The sequence below is a fragment of the Chryseobacterium taichungense genome (assembly GCF_900109935.1).
Classification (GTDB): Bacteria; Bacteroidota; Bacteroidia; order Flavobacteriales; family Weeksellaceae; genus Chryseobacterium; species Chryseobacterium taichungense.
On the sequence record NZ_FOBV01000003.1, the window covers coordinates 431,461 to 449,478 of the forward strand.

Genomic DNA, 18,018 nt, shown 5'->3' on the forward strand with positions numbered 1-18,018 from the left:
TATGGCTAACTCAGAAAACTCTTTTATAGCAATGTGAAATTTATCTCATTTTTTTTAATAAAGCCTTCCACAATGATAAACAATTTCATTTAAAAGCTCTTCAAAAGCTTCTCCCAAAGCATCTGTAAGTGCAAAGCCAATCCCATCTCTTGTAATAATCATTATAAGAGAAGCTAAATCTACGATTCCGGAAGCAAATTCTATACATCCATTCCAAAGACCTACTAAAAATGCATTGAGATTATAAATCTCATTAAGCATTTCTGCTTTCAAAAAAGATAAAGTTTGGAAAAATCCGAATGAAGATTCAAGGCATTGCTTACCTGAAAAGATTCAAGTAATTTTTAATTGTATTGATCCACTTCTATGATGGGGCGGCTTTCGATATAATATCGATTGTCTCCCTTCTTTTGTTGTGAATGGAAAGATTAAAAAGATCCGAAATTCCCCGAATATCTCTCTGCAAAGTACGGATAGAGTAACTCTTGATCCCTGCATCCTGAAATTCAAAGGAATTGAGTAGATAGTTCTCCAACTACGAATAGGTAATCGGAGAACTTATAATCTTTTTAATTATGATGGTAAAGTATTAACTATAATAAAAGATGTAAGGTCGTTCTGTTCTTCAAACTTTGAATATAGTTCAAGTAGCTTTTCTAATTCTTCTGGAGTATAAGAGTCTGTAGTTTCCTTATTTTGAATAATTGACAAAGCCCAATGATACGGAATTTGATGATTTATATAATCTACACCTTCATAATCTTCAAGATTATTTAATAATGATATAAAATAAGAGTAAAATTCATTTTCAATAATTTTTTTTTCGAAAAAATCTGTAATTAAAAGACAGACGAATTCAAAATATTTTCCTCTTAAAAATGTTTTTTCCTGACCATCATCATCTATAAATAAAAATTTATCATTCTTAATATGTTTCATAATCTAACTTATTTAATCTTTTTCTAAATATTTTGAAAGAAGCTTTGCTCCTTTTTCACTTGTTATTGCTACTTGTGTTTCATTTATTGCTTTGGGGGTTTCTTTACCCGAAAGTACATCCCAGGGATTTTTTAGTTTGGGCCCAATCACTACATCATAATCATGTATTAAATTTCCTTGTCTTGCTTTGGTTACAAACTCAGCCCATTCGTCGGTTGGCCCATCAAACCTTTTTATCTTTAAACTTAAAAAGTCTTTTTCAGCAATTGTAAATTTTAAAATTTCAGAAGACTCTCCACTTCTCCCGAATTTATATTTGTTGTATTTATCTGTTTCTTTTAATGAAAAGCTAGTATAAAAAGAACCATTACTTTTGGAATTAAAATCTAAGTTAGGTTTATTTACGGTTAGCTTAATTCCATCTTTTCTTATTGAATTAGCAGCTCCTGAACTTGTACCATGAAACAAATCTATCAAAGAGTTTTTAGATATTTCTTTATTTAATTCTTTCTGTGTCTTCTCAAAAGCCTCTTTTATTACTTTTTGAGCCGTTTTCGCTTCCATTTTCTTAGAAAAATCATCAGACTCTTTCCTCAAAGTTTCATAGTATTCGTCAAGATACTTTTGGGTTTGCTTTTCTATAGCTAACTCTTTTTCTGTTTTGGAAAGATTTTTCAATAAAGAAACTTCCTCCGCCGCTTTGCTTGCTTTACCGGCTTTCAAAGAGCCGTGATAAAATTAGCAAATAGAGTTTTATTACTCCATTCCTTGCCATCCACTACCGAAGTTGTATTCATATTGTTGAAGATACGCTTTACCAAAGTTTGGTTTTTTCTAAAGTTTTCAAAAAGAAATTGACTGTTTTTAAAAACTTTTAGCAGGTTTAGTAAAGCTCCACTTGAATCTTTTGTCCAACTAAACATTCCTTTATCATCGTAATGGGACAGAATTTCAATATGTTTCCAGAGTAAATCTTCTACAGTGTTATTAATTTCATTTTCTCCAATTTCGTTCTTGTTAAAAGAAATTCCCATTTCTTGAAATAATCTATTTAAAAGTTCTTCTGTCACAAAAGCAGGCATATTCTCATAGATAAATTTTAAGGCTTCCCCTTCAGTGGTATGCTGTATTTCTTTGCAAAAAGTGAGATTATTTTACTTCGTGCTTGTGCTCCAAAATTTAGATTATCTGATATCGAAATAAAAAACTCGAAGCTTTTTTGCTCAGGAGTGTAAAACTTACTCTGGTTTTATTTCTCTATCTTTGTACTTTTCGTAATTATTTCTGATGTCTTCTGCTAATGTTTTCAATTCTTCAAAATCATAGTTAAGTTCATCTCCTTGTAATTTAAATTCTCTAGTAAAATCAAAATAACTTTTGTAAAAGGCTACATTAAATGTTTTTATACCATTTTCTTCGTAGAGAATAAAATCCCATTGATGTTTCATTAATTCTTTTTTCATTATTTTAAATATTTAATCGTATAGTGAGTATTTTCGATTAATCCTTCTGTTCTAATGATAACTTCAAGATTTCCGTCAGGTAAAATCCCGCCCGGAATCCATTGATCATTAGCACCCCACTCATTACCTGATGGCATTTCAATCTTTACATCTTTTTTTGATAAATCAAAATCTATTCTAACTAAACCATCTTTCTCAAGTTGTTTGATTGGTATTCCTAATTTTTTTGCTTGTTCTTCTCGCAAAAGCATTAATATATCATCAATATCTGATTTTCTACTGAAAAACTCTGTTTTGCCTAAACCAGGCTTACCAATTCCATATTTTTCAAATGCTTCTTTGGTAACTATCCTAGATGCAGTACCTTCTTTTTGAAAAAGATTGTAATGTTCAATTACATGTTCTGGCACAAAACATTGAGTTGGTGATGGTCTGTCTTTCTCCTTTTGATTTTGCAAGAATCTTTTCCTTTGTCCATCCGCTTTGCCAAGCTTTTTCTACTCTTTCAAGGTTTCTAAATAATTTTCTTCATTGCTTTAGTTCTAAAACTTCATCTATCCATTTAACAAATTTAGATAATTGTTTTGTAAGTTTTCAAAACAAGACTCCGAAGGAAAAAGCTTCGGAGTTATGAGGAATTAATCTTTTTTGATAAATATTTTATATTTAAAATCTTCTAATGAATACTTTTCATTTAATATATTAACTAAAATAGACTTACTTTCGCTATTAGGATTATTCTTCATTCCTACTCCTTTTAAAATAAATGCTAAACTATTTTCAGAGTTTTCATATATATCATTAATCAAATATTTATTTCCTTCAACTTTTACAACAAAAATTATTTTGTTCGATAAATTAAATACGTCAAATACTTCTATTTTATTTGTCATAATTTAATCTTTTAAATTCGTTTTTAAAATATTCCAATCATATAGAGTAAAATCCCATGAACTCTCGATTAATTCTTTTTTTCATTAACCGTATAATGTATATCCAATTAATCCTATTATTTTTAACTACAATAAAAACTCCGAAGCGAAAGACTTCGGAGAATTGATAATAATTATTTCTTAATACGTTTGTAAACTCTTTCCAATCAAACTCAAAGCCTAAGTTTTTGGTAACATAATCAAATATTTCATCAAACTGAGGTTCGTGCTCTTTTGCAAAATCATACCATCCTTTTGAAAATTCAGAATATGGATCTGCAAAGGCTTCACCTTGAGTACGCATTCCTTTGTGTGTACTAGCTAACCAATACTTCTTTTTTTCTTCTAAGCTCATTTTTGGATATCTCTCTTTCCAAAATTTTTCCCGATTATCGAGTATGTTCTGTAAAAATTCCTTATCTGTCATTTTATTTTTCTTTTAAGGTTATTAAAAAATTATTATCTATTTCTTCAAAGCTGTCTACTTCAAACTTCCTCCCCCTTTCTAACAACAGTTCATCTTTAGCATAACCTCTAATCTTTATACCATCTGCAAAATCTGAAATAATAGGTGCATTTTTTACTTCCATTCTCAAAAATACATTCTTTTTGGGTTTATCAAAAAATGCAGCACTGGTATTACTTCCACAAGATACAAAATCATTATATTCAACCGTTTTTCCTTTGCTGTGTTTTTTTAGGAAAGATTCAAAAATGTCATCATCACTAAACTCTAATGCCCGGAAAGCGGTTCCGTTATATTTTGGCATTTTCTCTAATGCATTGGTTAATAGTCTTGCTATTTCTTTTGTTTTATTTGCATTTATCCCATTTCTTAACCAATGTAATCGAGTCTTTCTGTAAAACCATCTGTATGGGAATATACCATAAAGTATTTATCGTTCAAAATAAAAGCTCCATTTTCATCACGTTTCTTATATTGTGGAATAAAATGATTATTCATATTCAAAGCTTTTACATTCACTTTATTTTAATCCTCCCAATCTTCAACGTAACCGTGTGGAGTGGCTGTAAATAAGACTTCGCCAGTTTCTGCGTCTACTGCAATAAAATGTGGAATAGGTTCAGTATAGCCTTCTATATCATAATTAATTACATAAATATTCCGTTCTTGTTCTTCATATTTTCCATAATTTATATATTTTTTTTCTTCATATATAATTTTTTCTTTTGTAACAATATATACATAATTCCTATTTCGTTTTTTAATGTATTCAATGGCATTTTCTAATGCTTGTTCTTTTGTTATCATTTTTGTTATTTTAAATTTATTATTGTATTAATATTTATGCCCTGTCTTTTTCTTGGTATACTTTTCAGATCAAACGGTAAAATTTCTTTAATAGGGTTACCAAGATTATCTGTTTTTCCTACTTTTCCATAATGCCAATTAATGTAATCTTCTGCATGCTTAAGTTCTTTTCTATTCAGATATTCTTGATATTCCACCATTTTATCATACACAAATTTTTCTCTCTCCACAAAAGATTTTTGCATAAATGCTTTCATCCCTATCTTCTGGCAATCCCGCATATGCATCAATTCGTGGAGGGCTTCGTAAACAGTGGCGTTTTCACGTAAAATCAATTTCATTTTTATTCCATCTGTAACGAACATTGCTGCATTATGAGCTTCCAACATTAAAGGATTTCCTGATTTAAGAAAGAATCCTTCTATTTCAAAAGCTCCGGCTCCTTTTCCAATTTGCAATTCTACTTTTAACTGTTTCAGATCACTTTCTATCTTTATAAAATCTGCTTCATTAAGAATCTGCCCCAAATATTTTCCTCTTCTTAGTAGTGCAATTTCAACTCTCCTTGCACCCTTTCCTCCTTTCATTAAAACCTCATCTATCCATTTAACAAATTTAGATAATTGTTGGGCAAAAGTTTTCTAAACAAAAACTCCGAAGTCTTTTAACTTCGGAGTTTGGAACTATTTACCAAGTTTACTGTAATCATACAATTTTCCTACAACTTCATAATTTCCTTTTTCGTTAAGCTTTATTCGAATATGTCCTGTGTAATAATGATACGCAAAGGCTTCACCTTTTTCATCATCTATAGAAATTATATACTCTGGAAATTCTCCATAGTTAATCTCATCTCCAACTGCTTCCGGGTCTCGGTAGTCATAACCCGTCGACCAATAGTCAATCCCAAATCTGTTATGCTCATCATTCTTATAAATGTAGATAAATTCAATTGGATACTTATTGCTGTGTGTTAAATTTAAATCTTTATGAACTTTTACTGTTATTTCTTTTACTTGATCTTCTGTTAATTTCATTTTTAAATTTATTTTATTAAACCTAATTTCTTTCCTAAATCTTCCATTTCTTTAATTTCAATTTTTATCTTGCTTAAAGTTTTTCTTCTTACATATTCTTGATAATACAAATACGCATCTACCAATTCAGGTTCACTCCATTTGTTTCTGTTTTTAAGAATATAATTCCAAACCGATTCTTCGTGTTTCCAAGGAGTTATTTTAGAAATGTTACTGTATCTTTTCCAGCCTAGTTCTAAAAAATCTTCCAAATGTTTTCTCTCATGATGCCAGGTTATCTTTGGACATTCTGGTCTTAAACTTAAAATTACCTTATTTTTTTCATTTGTGATTCTAAATCCTCCTAAATAGTCTGGTTCATTAAAGCGAGGATGTGTACTATCTATCATTTTTATTTCAAGATTAATACCTCTTTCTTTACAAATTTTAATAGTTTCATCAATGTATTTTTTGAGCAAATTAGGATTAAGTATTTCATATTCAATTATTCCAATTCCCACTTTGTAAAATTGGATACAAATTGGCTAAACAAAATCTCTGAAGTGAAAGGCTTCAGAGGCTTATAAATTTTATTACTTTTCTTTGTAATCGTATAATTTCCCCACAACTTCATAATTGCCCTGTTCATTTAACTTTATACGAATATGTCCGGTGTAATAATGGTATGCAAAAGCTTCACCTTTTTCATCATTTATCGAAATGATGTATTCAGGATATTCGCCGTAGTTAATTTCATCTCCAACCGCTTCCGGATCTCGATAGTCGTATCCGCCTCCCCATCGAGCAAATGGATACTCATTTTCTTTATCACTCTTTTCGTATCCCCTAACGAAAATAGGATACTTACTACTGTGGGCTAGGTTCAAATCTTGATGAACCTTCGCTATAATTTCTTTTACTTGATCTTCAGTTAATTTCATATTTTATTTCTTAATTAAACCTAATTTTTTTCCTAAATCTTCCATTTCATTTATCTTTGGAAACTTTTGGAATCTTTCGGTGTGATAATTTTTCACATACTCATATGCATCTACCAATTCTGGTTCACTCCATTTATTTCTGTTTTTGAGAATATAATTCCAAACCGATTCTTCGTGTTTCCAAGGAGTTGTTTTAGAAATGTTACTGTATTTTTTCCAGCCAAGTTCTAAGAAATCTTCTAAATGCTTCCGTTCGTGATGCCATGTTATCTTTGGGCATTCTGGCCTTAAACTTAAAATTACCTTATTTTTTTCATTTGTGATTCTAAATCCTCCTAAATAATCTGGTTCATTAAAGCGAGGATGTGTACTATCTATCATTTTTATTTCAAGGTTAATACCTCTTTCTTTACAAATTTTAATTGCATCATCAATGTATTTTTTGAGCAAATTAGGATTAAGTATTTCATATTCAACTATTCCAATTAGTTTCTTTGTCCTTTTTGCTTCTTGCAAAGCTTCTTCAACTTTTAGAACCCCTTTTCCTCCTCTCGCCAAAACCTCATCTATCCATTTCGTAAAATTAGATAAAAGTTGAGCAAGTTTAGCAATACCTTTTATAATGGTAACAATAGTAACAATAATATCTATTGCCAAAATAAGATCCTCTCCTTCATTATGTTGTATTTGGTATTCATTTAATTTAGGATCGTCGTAACGGGAATTTTTATAATTTTTAATGCCTTCTATTGCATCTTTAAAAACTTTAGCAGGGTCTTTCAGAACAGCTCCTAAAGCTTCTTCCACACCTTCTCTTATTTCTAAAAATTCCAGATTAGTTTCTCCTCCCGCCAGATCGCTAACGGTAATATTAATCGCTAGTAAAGCAATATCTAAAAATCCGGCAACAAATTCTACCAAACCATTCCATACTCCACAAAGGAACGGGATCGTCAGCTTAATATCATCCCTTTTTTCAATTAGCCATTTTTTAAATTCTTCAACGCTTTTTATTTGCTCATCGATTCCTTTTATGATATCGTCCAGAGTCTGTATTTTAACTTCCTTACCCAAGATTGTAAAAGACTTCAAAATTTCTAATTGATCTTTGACTTTTTTGAGCGTTTTCTTTAAAGAATCACATTTTTGTATAAAGTAATTAATCGCTTTTTCTGGTTCTTCAAATAGATATTCATCAGATTTCAGTGTAGGATCCCACTGCTCCCTGGAAAACCGTTCATCCTTGCGGAAAGAATACGAAATACTTTCTGTTATTTTCTTGATAAAGTTTTCGATATCTAAAGCCGAAACATTAGAAATTAATTTCGTTTGCCGTTTTACAGATTCTAAAAAAGCTCCGGCAATTTCATCCTCTGTAAACCAGAATGTTTTGTTGCTTTTGCATTGTTCATAAATATATTTTGCCCAATATTTCGACAGATCCTCCGTGCCTTTATACTCATGATGATACTTTACCATTGCATCGCTCATCTTTATGAGCAATACTCTTCCCAGACTAATGGTGTGATCGTCTTTTTCTGCATACATGATAAAGTCTATCTCATCATCTTCGGTTCCTATTGAATTTTTGAGTTTCAAATCTTCTTCCCCGAATTCTTTGATGAGTTTCGTAGCATTGTAATCATGTACGATTTCATATTTCCAATAACCCATAGCTTACAGTTTCGGTATTTGACCTGTTATTATTTCTCTTAATTCTCTATAGAACACGCTTTCTTTCCCAAAAGGTGTACTTAATGCAATCTCATTAGAAATTTCAGCAAATGTTTTGTTGGTTCTTATTCCTTCAAAAGGGTCTTTAGCATTTCCAGAAATTCCTTTTTCGAGTTCTGCAAATTGGATGATACGACTTCCACGAAGCATTCGTTTGCTTTCTTCGTCAAAATCATCAATGCCATCTAAAATATTTCCCATAAATCTTTTTTTAGTTAGCTGTCTGTTACATCTAAAATAAAAAGGCAGCGTTTTTCAGGCTCTGCCTTTTTAAATATTGACTTTATCTCAAAGTCTGGTATCTATTATAGTTTATATATTTCAACGATATTGGCGATTACGCCGGTATTTCCCAGGGTATTCATATTATACATTCCAAAAGCAACCGGGCCTGTATAGCCTGTTTTGGTATGCATAACCGTTTTATTATTGAAATTTACTATAATAGTCCAGTTTCCACCGCGTCTTATAAACACTGCATTAAGGGCATAAGTCGAACCATTGGAAGATAAGGCTTCTGCCGAATTATCAGCAACTATTGTAACCATAGGGTACCAGTACGATTGTATCAACCTTACGTTAACAACGGTCTGGTTTATAAGCGCTACAGTATTCGCCGGATTTACTAGCCCGACAAAGTGAGTCATACCTGTGTTGCCTATATTAATACTCGCTGTTTTACCTGTAATTTCAACATTCATATAAAAATCTTCATCTGCACCAATCAACTCACCAGTCATCCTGGCCGCAATAAAAGAAGAGTCATCTGCCGGAGTTTTTACAGTGCTGTCAGAATTATAGCTTACTGATGACCCTGACTGCATAATGGCAGGTGATACGGCATCATTGTATATTTTCTTTTGCCAGATAATGTTATTTAACGCTATTCGCTGAATCTGATTTACTACATTGATGGTGAAACCTGTTAAATACCATGCAACGCCGTTCCATAACCTTATTTTATACTGTCCTACCGGAATATCTTTAAAGTTGTAATAAAAGGTCAGATCAATACCATTGGTATAGAGCTGAACCTGCGCACCCGGTATTTCTTTAACGACAATAGCAGTATCGGCAGAAACACTATCCTGAGTACATAACTCAATTTTGAAGCTGGTAGAAGGGAGATTTAAATTTGCTCCTTTCAGATTGATCCAGAAAGATTGATCTGTTTTATCCACAACGGGTGGTGATATTATAGCTACACTCATGGTTCCTGTACTCCAGCCGCCATTCATTTTAGTTTTCCATACTGCTCTTTCTGCTTCTGTCAATTGGTTTGGCATTTCCAGGAGTAGATTTTTGCTGTCTATCACAGCATTTAGCCCACTTGTATTTTGAACCACAACTTTTTGAAAATTAGCGGTATCAGAATTTTTATTTGGCAACCCTGATAATACATAAGGATTTCCTAAAGTATTGATCGAAAACGAAGCATTAAGGGTATGGCTTCTTGCTGAACTGTTTGACAGGTTTGCATTCATCATATTTTTTCCCAAATCACCTGCAGGAAGTTTTGCCACCTCTCCGTTATCATTCATCCCTATAATTTTAGGATAATCCTGAGTATTTCCGTCCGTCAGCGGAATCGTTACTTTTTCAGCTAATCTTTCCCTCGTTTTGAGATTATATTCAGCCTGACTTGCTATTCCTTCCGCTAAAAGATCTGCATTTGTAATACTGACATGATTATCAGCTAATTCCAGGGGAATGGTTCCGTTCACAACGGCATGGGTCTTTAAATCACCACTTTCGTCAACGGCATAATCCGTGTAAGATGGAGAGCCGGGAGCCGCTACCTGGTAAATAACATTGGTCTCTCTTTCTCCTATTGGTGGCAAGGCATTTACTCTTATAATTTTTCCTATATTGGGCATAATCTTATTTTTTAATTAATAGTTTTCTTAAAGCCAGTCTCCCGTAATGATTTTTTCTTCTTCTCCGGGTTGAATACCTAAAAGGTTATCATTCTTTTCAAAGTTGAATTTCTCCGGAGTAATTACTTCCGACGGTATTTCAAAGTCATCAGGATTTTCTGTGGTAAACGGTAAAGCGTGCGCTACTTTTAGCCCAATGCTTTCTGCCTGAAGGATATTTAAAGTCGTAGGAAGTCTCGTGAGCCAGGCCTTTCCTTGTTTTTCTCCTTTTGGCTGTTTCATTTCATCCACGATCGATAAATAAAGTTCGTCTCCAATAACAGGAACCTCACCGCCATTCCAGATTTTACCGGTTGCCAGATAGAATTGAACTGCATCTTCGAAGCCAGGACGCACCGTCACAATCACCCGTGCCATACCGCTTTGCAAGAAGCTTCTGAATAGTGGGTCTGTATTTTCCGATTGATATAATTCTATCCAGTTTTGCTTATTTCCCCAGTAATAAGGATACAGGTAGTAAGAAAGATTATCCCATTCAAAAGCCTGCTCCATAAACTTGACAAAAGCGGTGTATTGATCCAGCTTTGATGAAAGAACGGTTTCATAATCACTAAATGAATTGCCTTGGGTTAATCCTGACAAGCCATATCCACGCGTAGAATCTGCTGTTCTGTCTGACATGTAGGAGATACAGTTTTTACGCAAAATCGTATTTTCAATCTGTCTGTAGAAATCAGGATTTGAATCTTTTATGACTACAGCTTTATTATCCGCTTCTGCTTTAGCATTATTGTAAGCTGTAAGTGCATCTTCATAGGCATTAATAATAGCATTGAACGTCTTTTGCAGCCAGCTGTTTTTCGCTTCAATAGATAATTTGCAGTGGATGTTAAATCCAACTGTCATAGCATGATAATTTGCTGCATGGTAAGTGACATTTATCGATTTTGCAACATTATCCAAAGCAAAATAAACATTGCCAAATTGACCATCTCCATATAAGCTCGCTACACAATGAATATGCTGACCAATACTCACTCCGAAAGAGTGTTGCTGCTGTGGGTCGTTATCATATTTAAAATACCCATTTGCATAGCCATGTGTGGCAATATATCCGTCAGGGATAGTGATTGATTCAGTTTTATTGAAATGCTCATTATCTCCAATATTTGTATCGGAATAAGACTTACTTAAAACGAGATTGTTTTCTGGAATTTCGATCTCAACATTGTACTTACCCAGCCAGTATTTTAATTTTATCTCATTGCTCAAAGCACTGTAATCACTGATCTGCATACCACCTTCAGCTCTTGGATCTACAGGCTTTATTAAATCCATCTGATCAGGATCTTTCACTTCTTTCATTCCCAGCAAATGAAGCCTTGCAGGCTCAGGAATCATAAATTCAAACATCATTCTTTTGCCGTAATTATAGATCTGGTTTTTCATTAATTTATCAACCCATCTATAGACACCTACGACATGTTTGTCTCCTTTCCTGTTATCTAAACCGTGAGAATTGTTTTCTTCAAATTCATCAATAATTTTTTCAATTCTTTCCTCATGAACTTTGGAAACAATTCTGTCCATTGCTCTGGAGGTAATATCCTGCGCCAAGGTTGTTGCCTGTCTAGTACTTTCTTCTTTTGAGGAATGATGAGCATTACTTAAACCTAAACTTGCATTAGCATAAAAACCTCCCTTACTATAACCAGCATTTACACCAAATTGTGTACTATTATCGGAAGCTTCCTGCATCATTTTTGAAATCTCACTCTGCATTTCAAAACGATTGGCCGTAGTGGTGTCCGTAAGCTGCTCTCTTTCCGTATCAGAAGATGTGGTTGTAGTATTTTCGCTTCTTCTTAATCTTCTGGTAGATTTTTCCCTGTATTCCCTGGCCATTACATTTTCTATGTGGGCTACTTCTCCTTCAACATATGCATGGGTACTTTGCTCAACCTTTAGATAATCTGCAATACCGATATTTTTAAAGCCAAATCCGGATGGAATAAAGTTATTCTCATCTTCAATGATTACAGGAGGTTCTCCTTCTTCCACCTTAAGGACAAAGTCTCCCGAGCTGCATGCCCTTGCCGTAATTCCTGGAACGGTAAACTCGGCAACCCTGCCATTGGTAAATACCACTTTAATCCTTAATGTGGAATCCTGAACAGTGTAAAAATCCAAACCAGGTTTGTACAAATCATTTAAGAAAATGGTATTCCCTGTTCTGGTTTTCACAAAATAAACTCCATCAATTGAGGATGATATTCCATTGGGAGTAAGGGCATAAGATAATAAATTTACATCCCACGAGGAATCCGGTACATTCAGAGCCAAAGTAAAGGTATATGCTTTGTATATGAAATTCGGACAAATCTGGAAAGTAAAAGGAACCGAAACAGTCTTTGATGCAGGAATAAGAATACCTCCTATACTTTTATAAACTTCTTCATTTCCCTGAAAATTCTGAACGATCAGATTATTCAGCTCTTCAACATTTTTATCAACTTCAGCGCTGATTTCTCCAAATGTATCCCTCCCTTCTAAAACAGATTCAAGATCACTAATACTTTCTTCTACTGAACGTGAAGACTGCTCTATTTCGGGGTCAAACTTATATCCTAATACATCGAGTAAAGTTTCTAAATTTTCCGGTTTTAGTTCTGTTGCCAACGATTCTGCGCTTATTTCATCCCTAAACTTGAACTCAAACTCCGGCAGTCTTGGAAAAGGAACTATTGGAAGCTGCTGACATGGATCTTCAGGATTATATTCTGTTCCGGGTGGACGCGTGCTGCAATATTCTTGTTTAGATGCTGCAACGGCTCTCTCATATTCTTCAAGAAGCGGAATTACCCTCTCCTGATGTGCTTGATTCTGAATCTTAAATTCTGTCTCATAATCCTTTTTGTATTGCTTTTTAATGACAGAAAGATTCCTGTTCAACAGTTCAATTCTACTGAGTTTTGTTTTTGCAGCAGAAATTTCCTGCTGTTTTCTCATATTATCAGTAGGAAGGGTTTGCATAATCTCACTAGACCGCGCTTTAGAACTGGAAGTTATAGCTGGTATGTTATTATCATCCAATATCAGTTCTTTTGGAAGAACAACTTTCGCCGCAAGAGCCAACAAAACATTGTCCTCACCTGTAACAGCAAGAGTATGCAATGCTAAAAGCATTTGTAAAAGTGTTTCCTTGAGATAGAAATTTTCTTGTGTAGCTACCTGGTAAATTAGGTTATTCCATAAAACATGGAGTTCAGGAGTCGGATAGATCGGAGGCAGTATCTCCGTTTTTTTGGCTTGAAATTCTTCATAAGTACAAGTCGTCTTATTTACGGCAAGCCAGGAAGCAAACATATAGAACTCATTAAATTCGGTTTTAAAATCATTTAAATTCTTAATTCGGTCTGCATTTGTTTTAAAGACCTCCGCTCTCTCGTGTAGAAGTTTTTGCTTAGATCCAGTACCATCAATTATGGGTTTATAAAAAACAGTATCGGCTTTCATCGCTTCAGGGAAAAGAACAAATCTCTTATCCTGATCTTTTTCATCAGAAAGCTGGGGACTTCGTAAGCTCACAAATCTAAAAAGTGTTTGGGTCGGGGTGTTCTCTGCAATCGAATCTGCAGTGATTTCATTTTCTGCCATTTGTAATTTTGTTTGGGTTATGTTATTTTGAGTATACTTTTTCAGTAGATAAACTGGTGTGACGAATTGTTATCAGTGTCAATATGTATTCACTGGTTTTAAAACATAGTGTAATTTTCCAGATATTTGGATTTAGATATAATTGTGCTGGGTAATACGGATGATTATAATTTTTATAAGGAAAAACCTGTCGAAGTCTTGATACTATTTCTGTAGATTATTTTGTAAGAAGATAGGTACCGATTATAGTAGACACATTTTATAGTAGATACATTAAAAATGTCCGGAAAGATTGTTTTCATCTGTTAATTAGTTTTTAATTTTTTTTACAAAAATAATCTCAAAAAACATCAAAATTTGTAGTATTAGTTTGAAATTCTTATTATCCTACATCCCTCATCAACATATCCATGTTCTTAACACTATACTACTTTTGCCAAATCCTTATCTAAAAAAATGTAAGAAATTTTCGAAGAGATGATCAGATTTCTTCGACAATCCTTCGGGAGTTCTTCGGAAGCTCTCATTTTATCCCAAAAGATATCCTCTTTAAACTCATAAAATACTTTCATCAAAAATCCTTAACTTTGCACACTACTAAAATTTTTATGGAAAGTATTAAAGTTCACGACAAAACTTTCGTTCCTTATCTGAAGGACGCCGAAATTCAGGAAATTGTAAAAGCGACGGCTTTAAAAATTTATGAAGATTACAAGGATGAAGTTCCTGTTTTCATCGGAGTTTTGAATGGGGTTATCATGTTCTTTTCGGATCTGCTGAAACATTATCCGGGTCCGTGCGAGATTGCTTTTATCCAGATGAGTTCTTATGTAGGAACAGAATCTACAGGAATCGTTTATCAGAAAATGGAACTGACGAAAGACGTGAAAGACCGTCATATCATCCTCGTGGAAGATATTGTAGATACAGGAAATACGGTGGAAAGCCTTTTTAAATATTTCAAAGAAACACAACGTCCGAAATCCGTAAAACTGGCTTCTTTCCTTCTGAAACCTGAAGTCTATAAGAAGGATTTCAAACTGGATTATATCGGAAAAGAAATTCCAAACAAATTTGTTCTCGGCTACGGACTGGATTATGATGAACTAGGAAGAAACCTGCCGAATCTATATCAACTGGAAGAAGGACAAATCAATCATTAGATTGCCGATAGCTATTAGCTACTGGCTTTTAGCTTTAAATATTAAATCGAAATAAAAGTAAAATATTAACTAAACAAAGCTAAAAGCAAGAAGCCATTCGCCGATTGCCAAAAGCAAAACAACATTATGATAAACATTGTTCTGTTCGGCCCTCCGGGAAGTGGAAAAGGAACTCAGGCTCAGAACCTGATTAAGAAATTCAATTTAAAGCAGATCTCAACAGGCGACCTTTTCAGATTCAATATGAAAAATGATACGGAGCTTGGAAAACTGGCTAAATCTTATATTGATAAAGGTGAGCTGGTACCGGATCAGGTAACAACAGATATGCTGATCGATGAGATCAGAAAACCGACTGATGCAGCAGGATTTATTTTCGACGGCTATCCGAGAACTGCAGTTCAGACTGAAGCGTTGGAAAAAATCGTAAAGGAAGAGCTGAATGATCAGATCGATATTTGCCTTTCATTAGTCGTTGAAGATAAGATTTTAGTTGAAAGACTTTTGAAAAGAGGGGAAATCAGCGGAAGATCCGATGACAGCAATGTTGAGATCATTGAAAACAGAATAAAAGAATACTACGCAAAAACAGCAGAAGTTGCCGAACTGTACAAACAACAGGGCAAATATGTGGAGATCAACGGTGTCGGAGATATCGATGAAATTTCAGAAAAACTTTTTGCTGAAGTAGAAAAGGTTCAAAAATAAAAATTTTTGATTCAAGGTTCAAAGTTCCAAATTCAAGGTTAAAACTTTGAACCTTAAACATTAACCTTGAATTAAAATTATGTCAAATTTTGTAGATTACGTAAAAATTCATTGTAAAAGCGGCCATGGAGGTGCAGGTTCTGCGCATCTTCGCCGTGAAAAATATATTCCTAAAGGTGGTCCTGATGGTGGTGACGGTGGTCGCGGTGGCCACGTTATCATGAAAGGAAATGCCAATGAATGGACTTTACTTCCCCTCCGTTATACCCGTCACGTAAAAGCGGAACGTGGTGAAAATGGTGGTAAAAACCAGCTTACAGGGGCTTACGGTGCAGATGTTTATATAGAAGTTCCGATTGGAACAATTGCTAAAAATGAGGATGGTGAAATCATTGGTGAAATCCTGGAAGACGGCCAGGAAATCATTCTGATGGAAGGCGGAAAAGGCGGACTTGGAAATGAGCATTTCAAGTCTTCTACCAACCAGACCCCAAGATATGCACAGCCAGGAATGGAAGGCCAGGAAGGTTACGTAACTTTCGAACTTAAAATTCTTGCAGATGTTGGCCTTGTAGGATTTCCGAACGCCGGAAAATCTACGCTGCTGGCCTCAGTTTCTGCAGCAAAACCTAAAATTGCAGATTACGCCTTTACAACTTTAACACCGAATTTAGGAATTGTCGATTACAGAAATTATAAATCTTTTGTAATGGCCGATATCCCGGGGATTATTGAAGGCGCGGCAGAAGGAAAAGGCTTAGGACACCGATTTTTAAGACATATCGAAAGAAATTCAATTTTATTATTTTTAATACCGGCCGATTCTGAAGATCATTTTCAGGAGTTTAAAATTCTGGAAAATGAACTGAAAGAATACAATCCTGAATTGCTGGATAAAGATTTCATTGTTTCTATTTCAAAATCAGATCTTCTGGATGACGAACTGAAAAAAGAGATCGCCGCGGAATTTCCTGAAAATAAACAGCCGTTGTTTTTCTCAGGGGTTACCGGTGAGGGTCTTACTGAACTTAAGGATGCCATCTGGAAACAATTGCACGGATAGGAACATCTAAAAAACATTCAACACAATCTATTTATAATTCTTTCGTTAGAGAAATTAAATAATTTTAAAACAACCATGACAAAAAACATTTTATCTGCTGTAGCGATCACTATTATGGGATTTATTAATGCTCAGACTCAGGATTCTGCATCTTCTGATTCCGATTTTAAATTTGGCGTAAAAGCCGGTTATTCTTTATCGAATATGAAGTTTTTTGATGAAAAGCTAGATTCAAAATCATATTTCTATGCAGGTTTGGTTGGCGAGCAGCCCATATCTTCAAAATTTGGAATTCAGGCTGAGGTACTTTACACACAGATTGGCGGTACAGAACAGTTACCGGTCGTCGACTTTACAGATACCGGTGTCATAGAGACCGGAACAAGACTTAAATTTGATTATCAACTGACCCAAATCCAGGTTCCTGTTTCTGCAAAATATTATTTTATTCCTGATCTTTCAGTTTCTGCCGGGATGAATGTAGCTTTTAATGTTTCTGAAAAGGTAAAAACAAAAGAAGTGGTAAATGGAAGCACCTCTCATAATTATGAAGGCATTAAAAGCGTTAACCTCTTCCCTTTCCTTGGCGCAGAATATAAAATCAACGATAAGTTTTTTGTAGATGCCCGATATAATTTCAACTTTTTTGAAATTAATAAAGGTGATTTCACGACAAAGGTTGGTTTTCTACAGGCCGGCGTAGGATACAGATTTAAATAATTTTTGGAACAATTATTGAAGAATTCAATCCAAATTTAAAACAATGAAATATTTACTTGGACTGTGTGCCTTTATCTTTTTATTTTCATGTAATTCTCAGAAAATGAATTCAAAATATTCTAAAATTGAATATGAAGCTACCCCTTGTTTCGGATTTTGCCCGGTTTTTAAAATGACCATTAATCCAGACAGAACCGCTGTTTTTGAGGCAGAACATTTTAATTTTAGTGACAAGCCTTCAAAAGATGAATTTTCTAAGCCTCGTGAGGGAACTTTTAAAGGAACCATTAAAGAAGAAGATTATAATAAACTCATTGCATTACTCGACGGACTGGATGTAAAGAACCTGAAGGATAATTACGGAGAAAAAAATGTAACTGACCTGCCTTCTTCGCATTTAAGAATTCAATTTGCAGACGGAACCACAAAACATGTTGAAGATTATGGTAAGCGTGGAAGTGAAAAACTTTCGGAACTGTATAAGTTTTTTGAGGATTTGAGAAAGAATCAGCAGTGGACAAAAGTGAATTAA

General features: G+C 34.0%; 24 protein-coding genes. 5 read left to right on the forward strand and 19 right to left on the reverse strand.

Annotated elements, in window-relative coordinates; genetic code table 11:
* Nucleotides 1-54 precede the first annotated feature (54 nt).
* The 19 genes from BMW64_RS08785 to BMW64_RS20655 form a co-directional block, all read right to left on the reverse strand.
* Nucleotides 55-273 carry a hypothetical protein gene (locus tag BMW64_RS08785; RefSeq protein WP_177175262.1) on the reverse strand — a complete coding sequence of 73 codons (219 nt, stop codon included), beginning with the start codon at nucleotides 271-273 and terminating at the stop codon, nucleotides 55-57.
* Between the two features lie 300 nt (nucleotides 274-573).
* Nucleotides 574-939: a hypothetical protein gene (locus BMW64_RS08795; protein WP_089999608.1), complete on the reverse strand. Its 366-nt coding sequence runs from the start codon at nucleotides 937-939 to the stop codon at nucleotides 574-576.
* Between the two features lie 12 nt (nucleotides 940-951).
* Nucleotides 952-1,662 (reverse strand): DUF3990 domain-containing protein, encoded by a 711-nt coding sequence (locus BMW64_RS08800; RefSeq protein WP_143052669.1) that lies wholly within the window; start codon nucleotides 1,660-1,662, stop codon nucleotides 952-954.
* The gene (locus BMW64_RS08805) at nucleotides 1,659-2,009 is read right to left on the reverse strand and encodes a hypothetical protein (RefSeq protein ID WP_143052670.1); all 351 of its coding nucleotides are present in this window, start codon (nucleotides 2,007-2,009) and stop codon (nucleotides 1,659-1,661) included. Before BMW64_RS08805 ends, BMW64_RS08800 begins: the two co-directional genes overlap by 4 nt.
* Before the next feature lie 168 nt (nucleotides 2,010-2,177).
* Nucleotides 2,178-2,402 (reverse strand): hypothetical protein, encoded by a 225-nt coding sequence (locus BMW64_RS08810; protein WP_089999610.1) that lies wholly within the window; start codon nucleotides 2,400-2,402, stop codon nucleotides 2,178-2,180.
* Nucleotides 2,402-2,860 (reverse strand): hypothetical protein, encoded by a 459-nt coding sequence (locus BMW64_RS08815; RefSeq protein WP_089999611.1) that lies wholly within the window; start codon nucleotides 2,858-2,860, stop codon nucleotides 2,402-2,404. Before BMW64_RS08815 ends, BMW64_RS08810 begins: the two co-directional genes overlap by 1 nt.
* A gap of 180 nt (nucleotides 2,861-3,040) precedes the next feature.
* On the reverse strand, nucleotides 3,041-3,295 hold the full coding sequence (locus BMW64_RS08820; protein WP_089999612.1) for a hypothetical protein: 255 nt from the start codon (nucleotides 3,293-3,295) through the stop codon (nucleotides 3,041-3,043).
* 37 nt (nucleotides 3,296-3,332) lie between these two features.
* Complete coding sequence (locus tag BMW64_RS08825) at nucleotides 3,333-3,761, reverse strand: hypothetical protein (RefSeq protein WP_089999613.1); 429 nt, start codon at nucleotides 3,759-3,761, stop codon at nucleotides 3,333-3,335.
* A 1-nt stretch (nucleotide 3,762) separates the two neighbouring features.
* Entirely contained in the window at nucleotides 3,763-4,104 is a 342-nt protein-coding gene (locus BMW64_RS08830) for a hypothetical protein (RefSeq protein ID WP_089999614.1), read from the reverse strand.
* A 221-nt stretch (nucleotides 4,105-4,325) separates the two neighbouring features.
* Entirely contained in the window at nucleotides 4,326-4,607 is a 282-nt protein-coding gene (locus BMW64_RS08835; protein WP_089999615.1) for a hypothetical protein, read from the reverse strand.
* A gap of 5 nt (nucleotides 4,608-4,612) precedes the next feature.
* Entirely contained in the window at nucleotides 4,613-5,194 is a 582-nt protein-coding gene (locus BMW64_RS08840) for a zincin-like metallopeptidase toxin domain-containing protein (protein WP_089999616.1), read from the reverse strand.
* 96 nt (nucleotides 5,195-5,290) lie between these two features.
* Nucleotides 5,291-5,644, reverse strand: a complete 354-nt coding sequence (locus tag BMW64_RS08845; protein ID WP_089999617.1) for a hypothetical protein — start codon at nucleotides 5,642-5,644, stop codon at nucleotides 5,291-5,293.
* Between the two features lie 8 nt (nucleotides 5,645-5,652).
* Nucleotides 5,653-6,144, reverse strand: coding sequence for a zincin-like metallopeptidase toxin domain-containing protein (locus BMW64_RS08850; RefSeq protein ID WP_089999618.1), 492 nt, complete (start codon nucleotides 6,142-6,144; stop codon nucleotides 5,653-5,655).
* A gap of 72 nt (nucleotides 6,145-6,216) precedes the next feature.
* A complete protein-coding gene (locus BMW64_RS08855) occupies nucleotides 6,217-6,564 on the reverse strand; it encodes a hypothetical protein (protein WP_089999619.1) in 348 nt (115 codons plus the stop codon).
* A gap of 3 nt (nucleotides 6,565-6,567) precedes the next feature.
* On the reverse strand, nucleotides 6,568-8,238 hold the full coding sequence (locus BMW64_RS08860) for a zincin-like metallopeptidase toxin domain-containing protein (RefSeq protein ID WP_089999620.1): 1,671 nt from the start codon (nucleotides 8,236-8,238) through the stop codon (nucleotides 6,568-6,570).
* Between the two features lie 3 nt (nucleotides 8,239-8,241).
* Nucleotides 8,242-8,499, reverse strand: a complete 258-nt coding sequence (locus tag BMW64_RS08865; protein ID WP_089999621.1) for a hypothetical protein — start codon at nucleotides 8,497-8,499, stop codon at nucleotides 8,242-8,244.
* A gap of 104 nt (nucleotides 8,500-8,603) precedes the next feature.
* Nucleotides 8,604-10,175, reverse strand: a complete 1,572-nt coding sequence (locus BMW64_RS08870) for a hypothetical protein (RefSeq protein WP_089999622.1) — start codon at nucleotides 10,173-10,175, stop codon at nucleotides 8,604-8,606.
* A gap of 27 nt (nucleotides 10,176-10,202) precedes the next feature.
* Entirely contained in the window at nucleotides 10,203-13,832 is a 3,630-nt protein-coding gene (locus BMW64_RS20900; RefSeq protein ID WP_228400892.1) for a hypothetical protein, read from the reverse strand.
* Nucleotides 13,833-14,254: 422 nt separating this feature from the next.
* Nucleotides 14,255-14,404: a hypothetical protein gene (locus BMW64_RS20655; RefSeq protein ID WP_177175263.1), complete on the reverse strand. Its 150-nt coding sequence runs from the start codon at nucleotides 14,402-14,404 to the stop codon at nucleotides 14,255-14,257.
* A 36-nt stretch (nucleotides 14,405-14,440) separates the two neighbouring features.
* Here BMW64_RS20655 and BMW64_RS08880 point away from each other — a divergent pair, with 36 nt between their 5' ends.
* From BMW64_RS08880 to BMW64_RS08900, 5 genes are all read left to right on the forward strand, one after another.
* Complete coding sequence (locus tag BMW64_RS08880; protein ID WP_089999623.1) at nucleotides 14,441-14,995, forward strand: phosphoribosyltransferase; 555 nt, start codon at nucleotides 14,441-14,443, stop codon at nucleotides 14,993-14,995.
* 126 nt (nucleotides 14,996-15,121) lie between these two features.
* Entirely contained in the window at nucleotides 15,122-15,703 is a 582-nt protein-coding gene (locus BMW64_RS08885; RefSeq protein ID WP_089999624.1) for an adenylate kinase, read from the forward strand.
* A 79-nt stretch (nucleotides 15,704-15,782) separates the two neighbouring features.
* A complete protein-coding gene (gene obgE / locus BMW64_RS08890) occupies nucleotides 15,783-16,766 on the forward strand; it encodes a GTPase ObgE (RefSeq protein WP_089999625.1) in 984 nt (327 codons plus the stop codon).
* A 75-nt stretch (nucleotides 16,767-16,841) separates the two neighbouring features.
* Nucleotides 16,842-17,486 carry a porin family protein gene (locus tag BMW64_RS08895; RefSeq protein ID WP_089999626.1) on the forward strand — a complete coding sequence of 215 codons (645 nt, stop codon included), beginning with the start codon at nucleotides 16,842-16,844 and terminating at the stop codon, nucleotides 17,484-17,486.
* Nucleotides 17,487-17,529: 43 nt separating this feature from the next.
* Nucleotides 17,530-18,018, forward strand: coding sequence for a DUF6438 domain-containing protein (locus tag BMW64_RS08900; protein ID WP_089999627.1), 489 nt, complete (start codon nucleotides 17,530-17,532; stop codon nucleotides 18,016-18,018).

What these genes read in the sequence shown, in the direction of transcription:
- BMW64_RS08835 (WP_089999615.1), bottom strand. Translation starts at nt 4,607, where the DNA reads ATGATAACAAAAGAACAAGCATTAGAAAATGCCATTGAATACATTAAA.
- BMW64_RS08825 (WP_089999613.1), bottom strand. Translation starts at nt 3,761, where the DNA reads ATGACAGATAAGGAATTTTTACAGAACATACTCGATAATCGGGAAAAA.
- BMW64_RS20655 (WP_177175263.1), bottom strand. Translation starts at nt 14,404, where the DNA reads ATGAAAGTATTTTATGAGTTTAAAGAGGATATCTTTTGGGATAAAATG.
- BMW64_RS08880 (WP_089999623.1), top strand. Translation starts at nt 14,441, where the DNA reads ATGGAAAGTATTAAAGTTCACGACAAAACTTTCGTTCCTTATCTGAAG.
- BMW64_RS08870 (WP_089999622.1), bottom strand. Translation starts at nt 10,175, where the DNA reads ATGCCCAATATAGGAAAAATTATAAGAGTAAATGCCTTGCCACCAATA.
- obgE (WP_089999625.1), top strand. Translation starts at nt 15,783, where the DNA reads ATGTCAAATTTTGTAGATTACGTAAAAATTCATTGTAAAAGCGGCCAT.
- BMW64_RS08820 (WP_089999612.1), bottom strand. Translation starts at nt 3,295, where the DNA reads ATGACAAATAAAATAGAAGTATTTGACGTATTTAATTTATCGAACAAA.
- BMW64_RS08810 (WP_089999610.1), bottom strand. Translation starts at nt 2,402, where the DNA reads ATGAAAAAAGAATTAATGAAACATCAATGGGATTTTATTCTCTACGAA.
- BMW64_RS08865 (WP_089999621.1), bottom strand. Translation starts at nt 8,499, where the DNA reads ATGGGAAATATTTTAGATGGCATTGATGATTTTGACGAAGAAAGCAAA.
- BMW64_RS08885 (WP_089999624.1), top strand. Translation starts at nt 15,122, where the DNA reads ATGATAAACATTGTTCTGTTCGGCCCTCCGGGAAGTGGAAAAGGAACT.
- BMW64_RS08795 (WP_089999608.1), bottom strand. Translation starts at nt 939, where the DNA reads ATGAAACATATTAAGAATGATAAATTTTTATTTATAGATGATGATGGT.
- BMW64_RS08845 (WP_089999617.1), bottom strand. Translation starts at nt 5,644, where the DNA reads ATGAAATTAACAGAAGATCAAGTAAAAGAAATAACAGTAAAAGTTCAT.
- BMW64_RS08860 (WP_089999620.1), bottom strand. Translation starts at nt 8,238, where the DNA reads ATGGGTTATTGGAAATATGAAATCGTACATGATTACAATGCTACGAAA.
- BMW64_RS08900 (WP_089999627.1), top strand. Translation starts at nt 17,530, where the DNA reads ATGAAATATTTACTTGGACTGTGTGCCTTTATCTTTTTATTTTCATGT.
- BMW64_RS08840 (WP_089999616.1), bottom strand. Translation starts at nt 5,194, where the DNA reads ATGAAAGGAGGAAAGGGTGCAAGGAGAGTTGAAATTGCACTACTAAGA.
- BMW64_RS08830 (WP_089999614.1), bottom strand. Translation starts at nt 4,104, where the DNA reads ATGCCAAAATATAACGGAACCGCTTTCCGGGCATTAGAGTTTAGTGAT.
- BMW64_RS20900 (WP_228400892.1), bottom strand. Translation starts at nt 13,832, where the DNA reads ATGGCAGAAAATGAAATCACTGCAGATTCGATTGCAGAGAACACCCCG.
- BMW64_RS08855 (WP_089999619.1), bottom strand. Translation starts at nt 6,564, where the DNA reads ATGAAATTAACTGAAGATCAAGTAAAAGAAATTATAGCGAAGGTTCAT.
- BMW64_RS08895 (WP_089999626.1), top strand. Translation starts at nt 16,842, where the DNA reads ATGACAAAAAACATTTTATCTGCTGTAGCGATCACTATTATGGGATTT.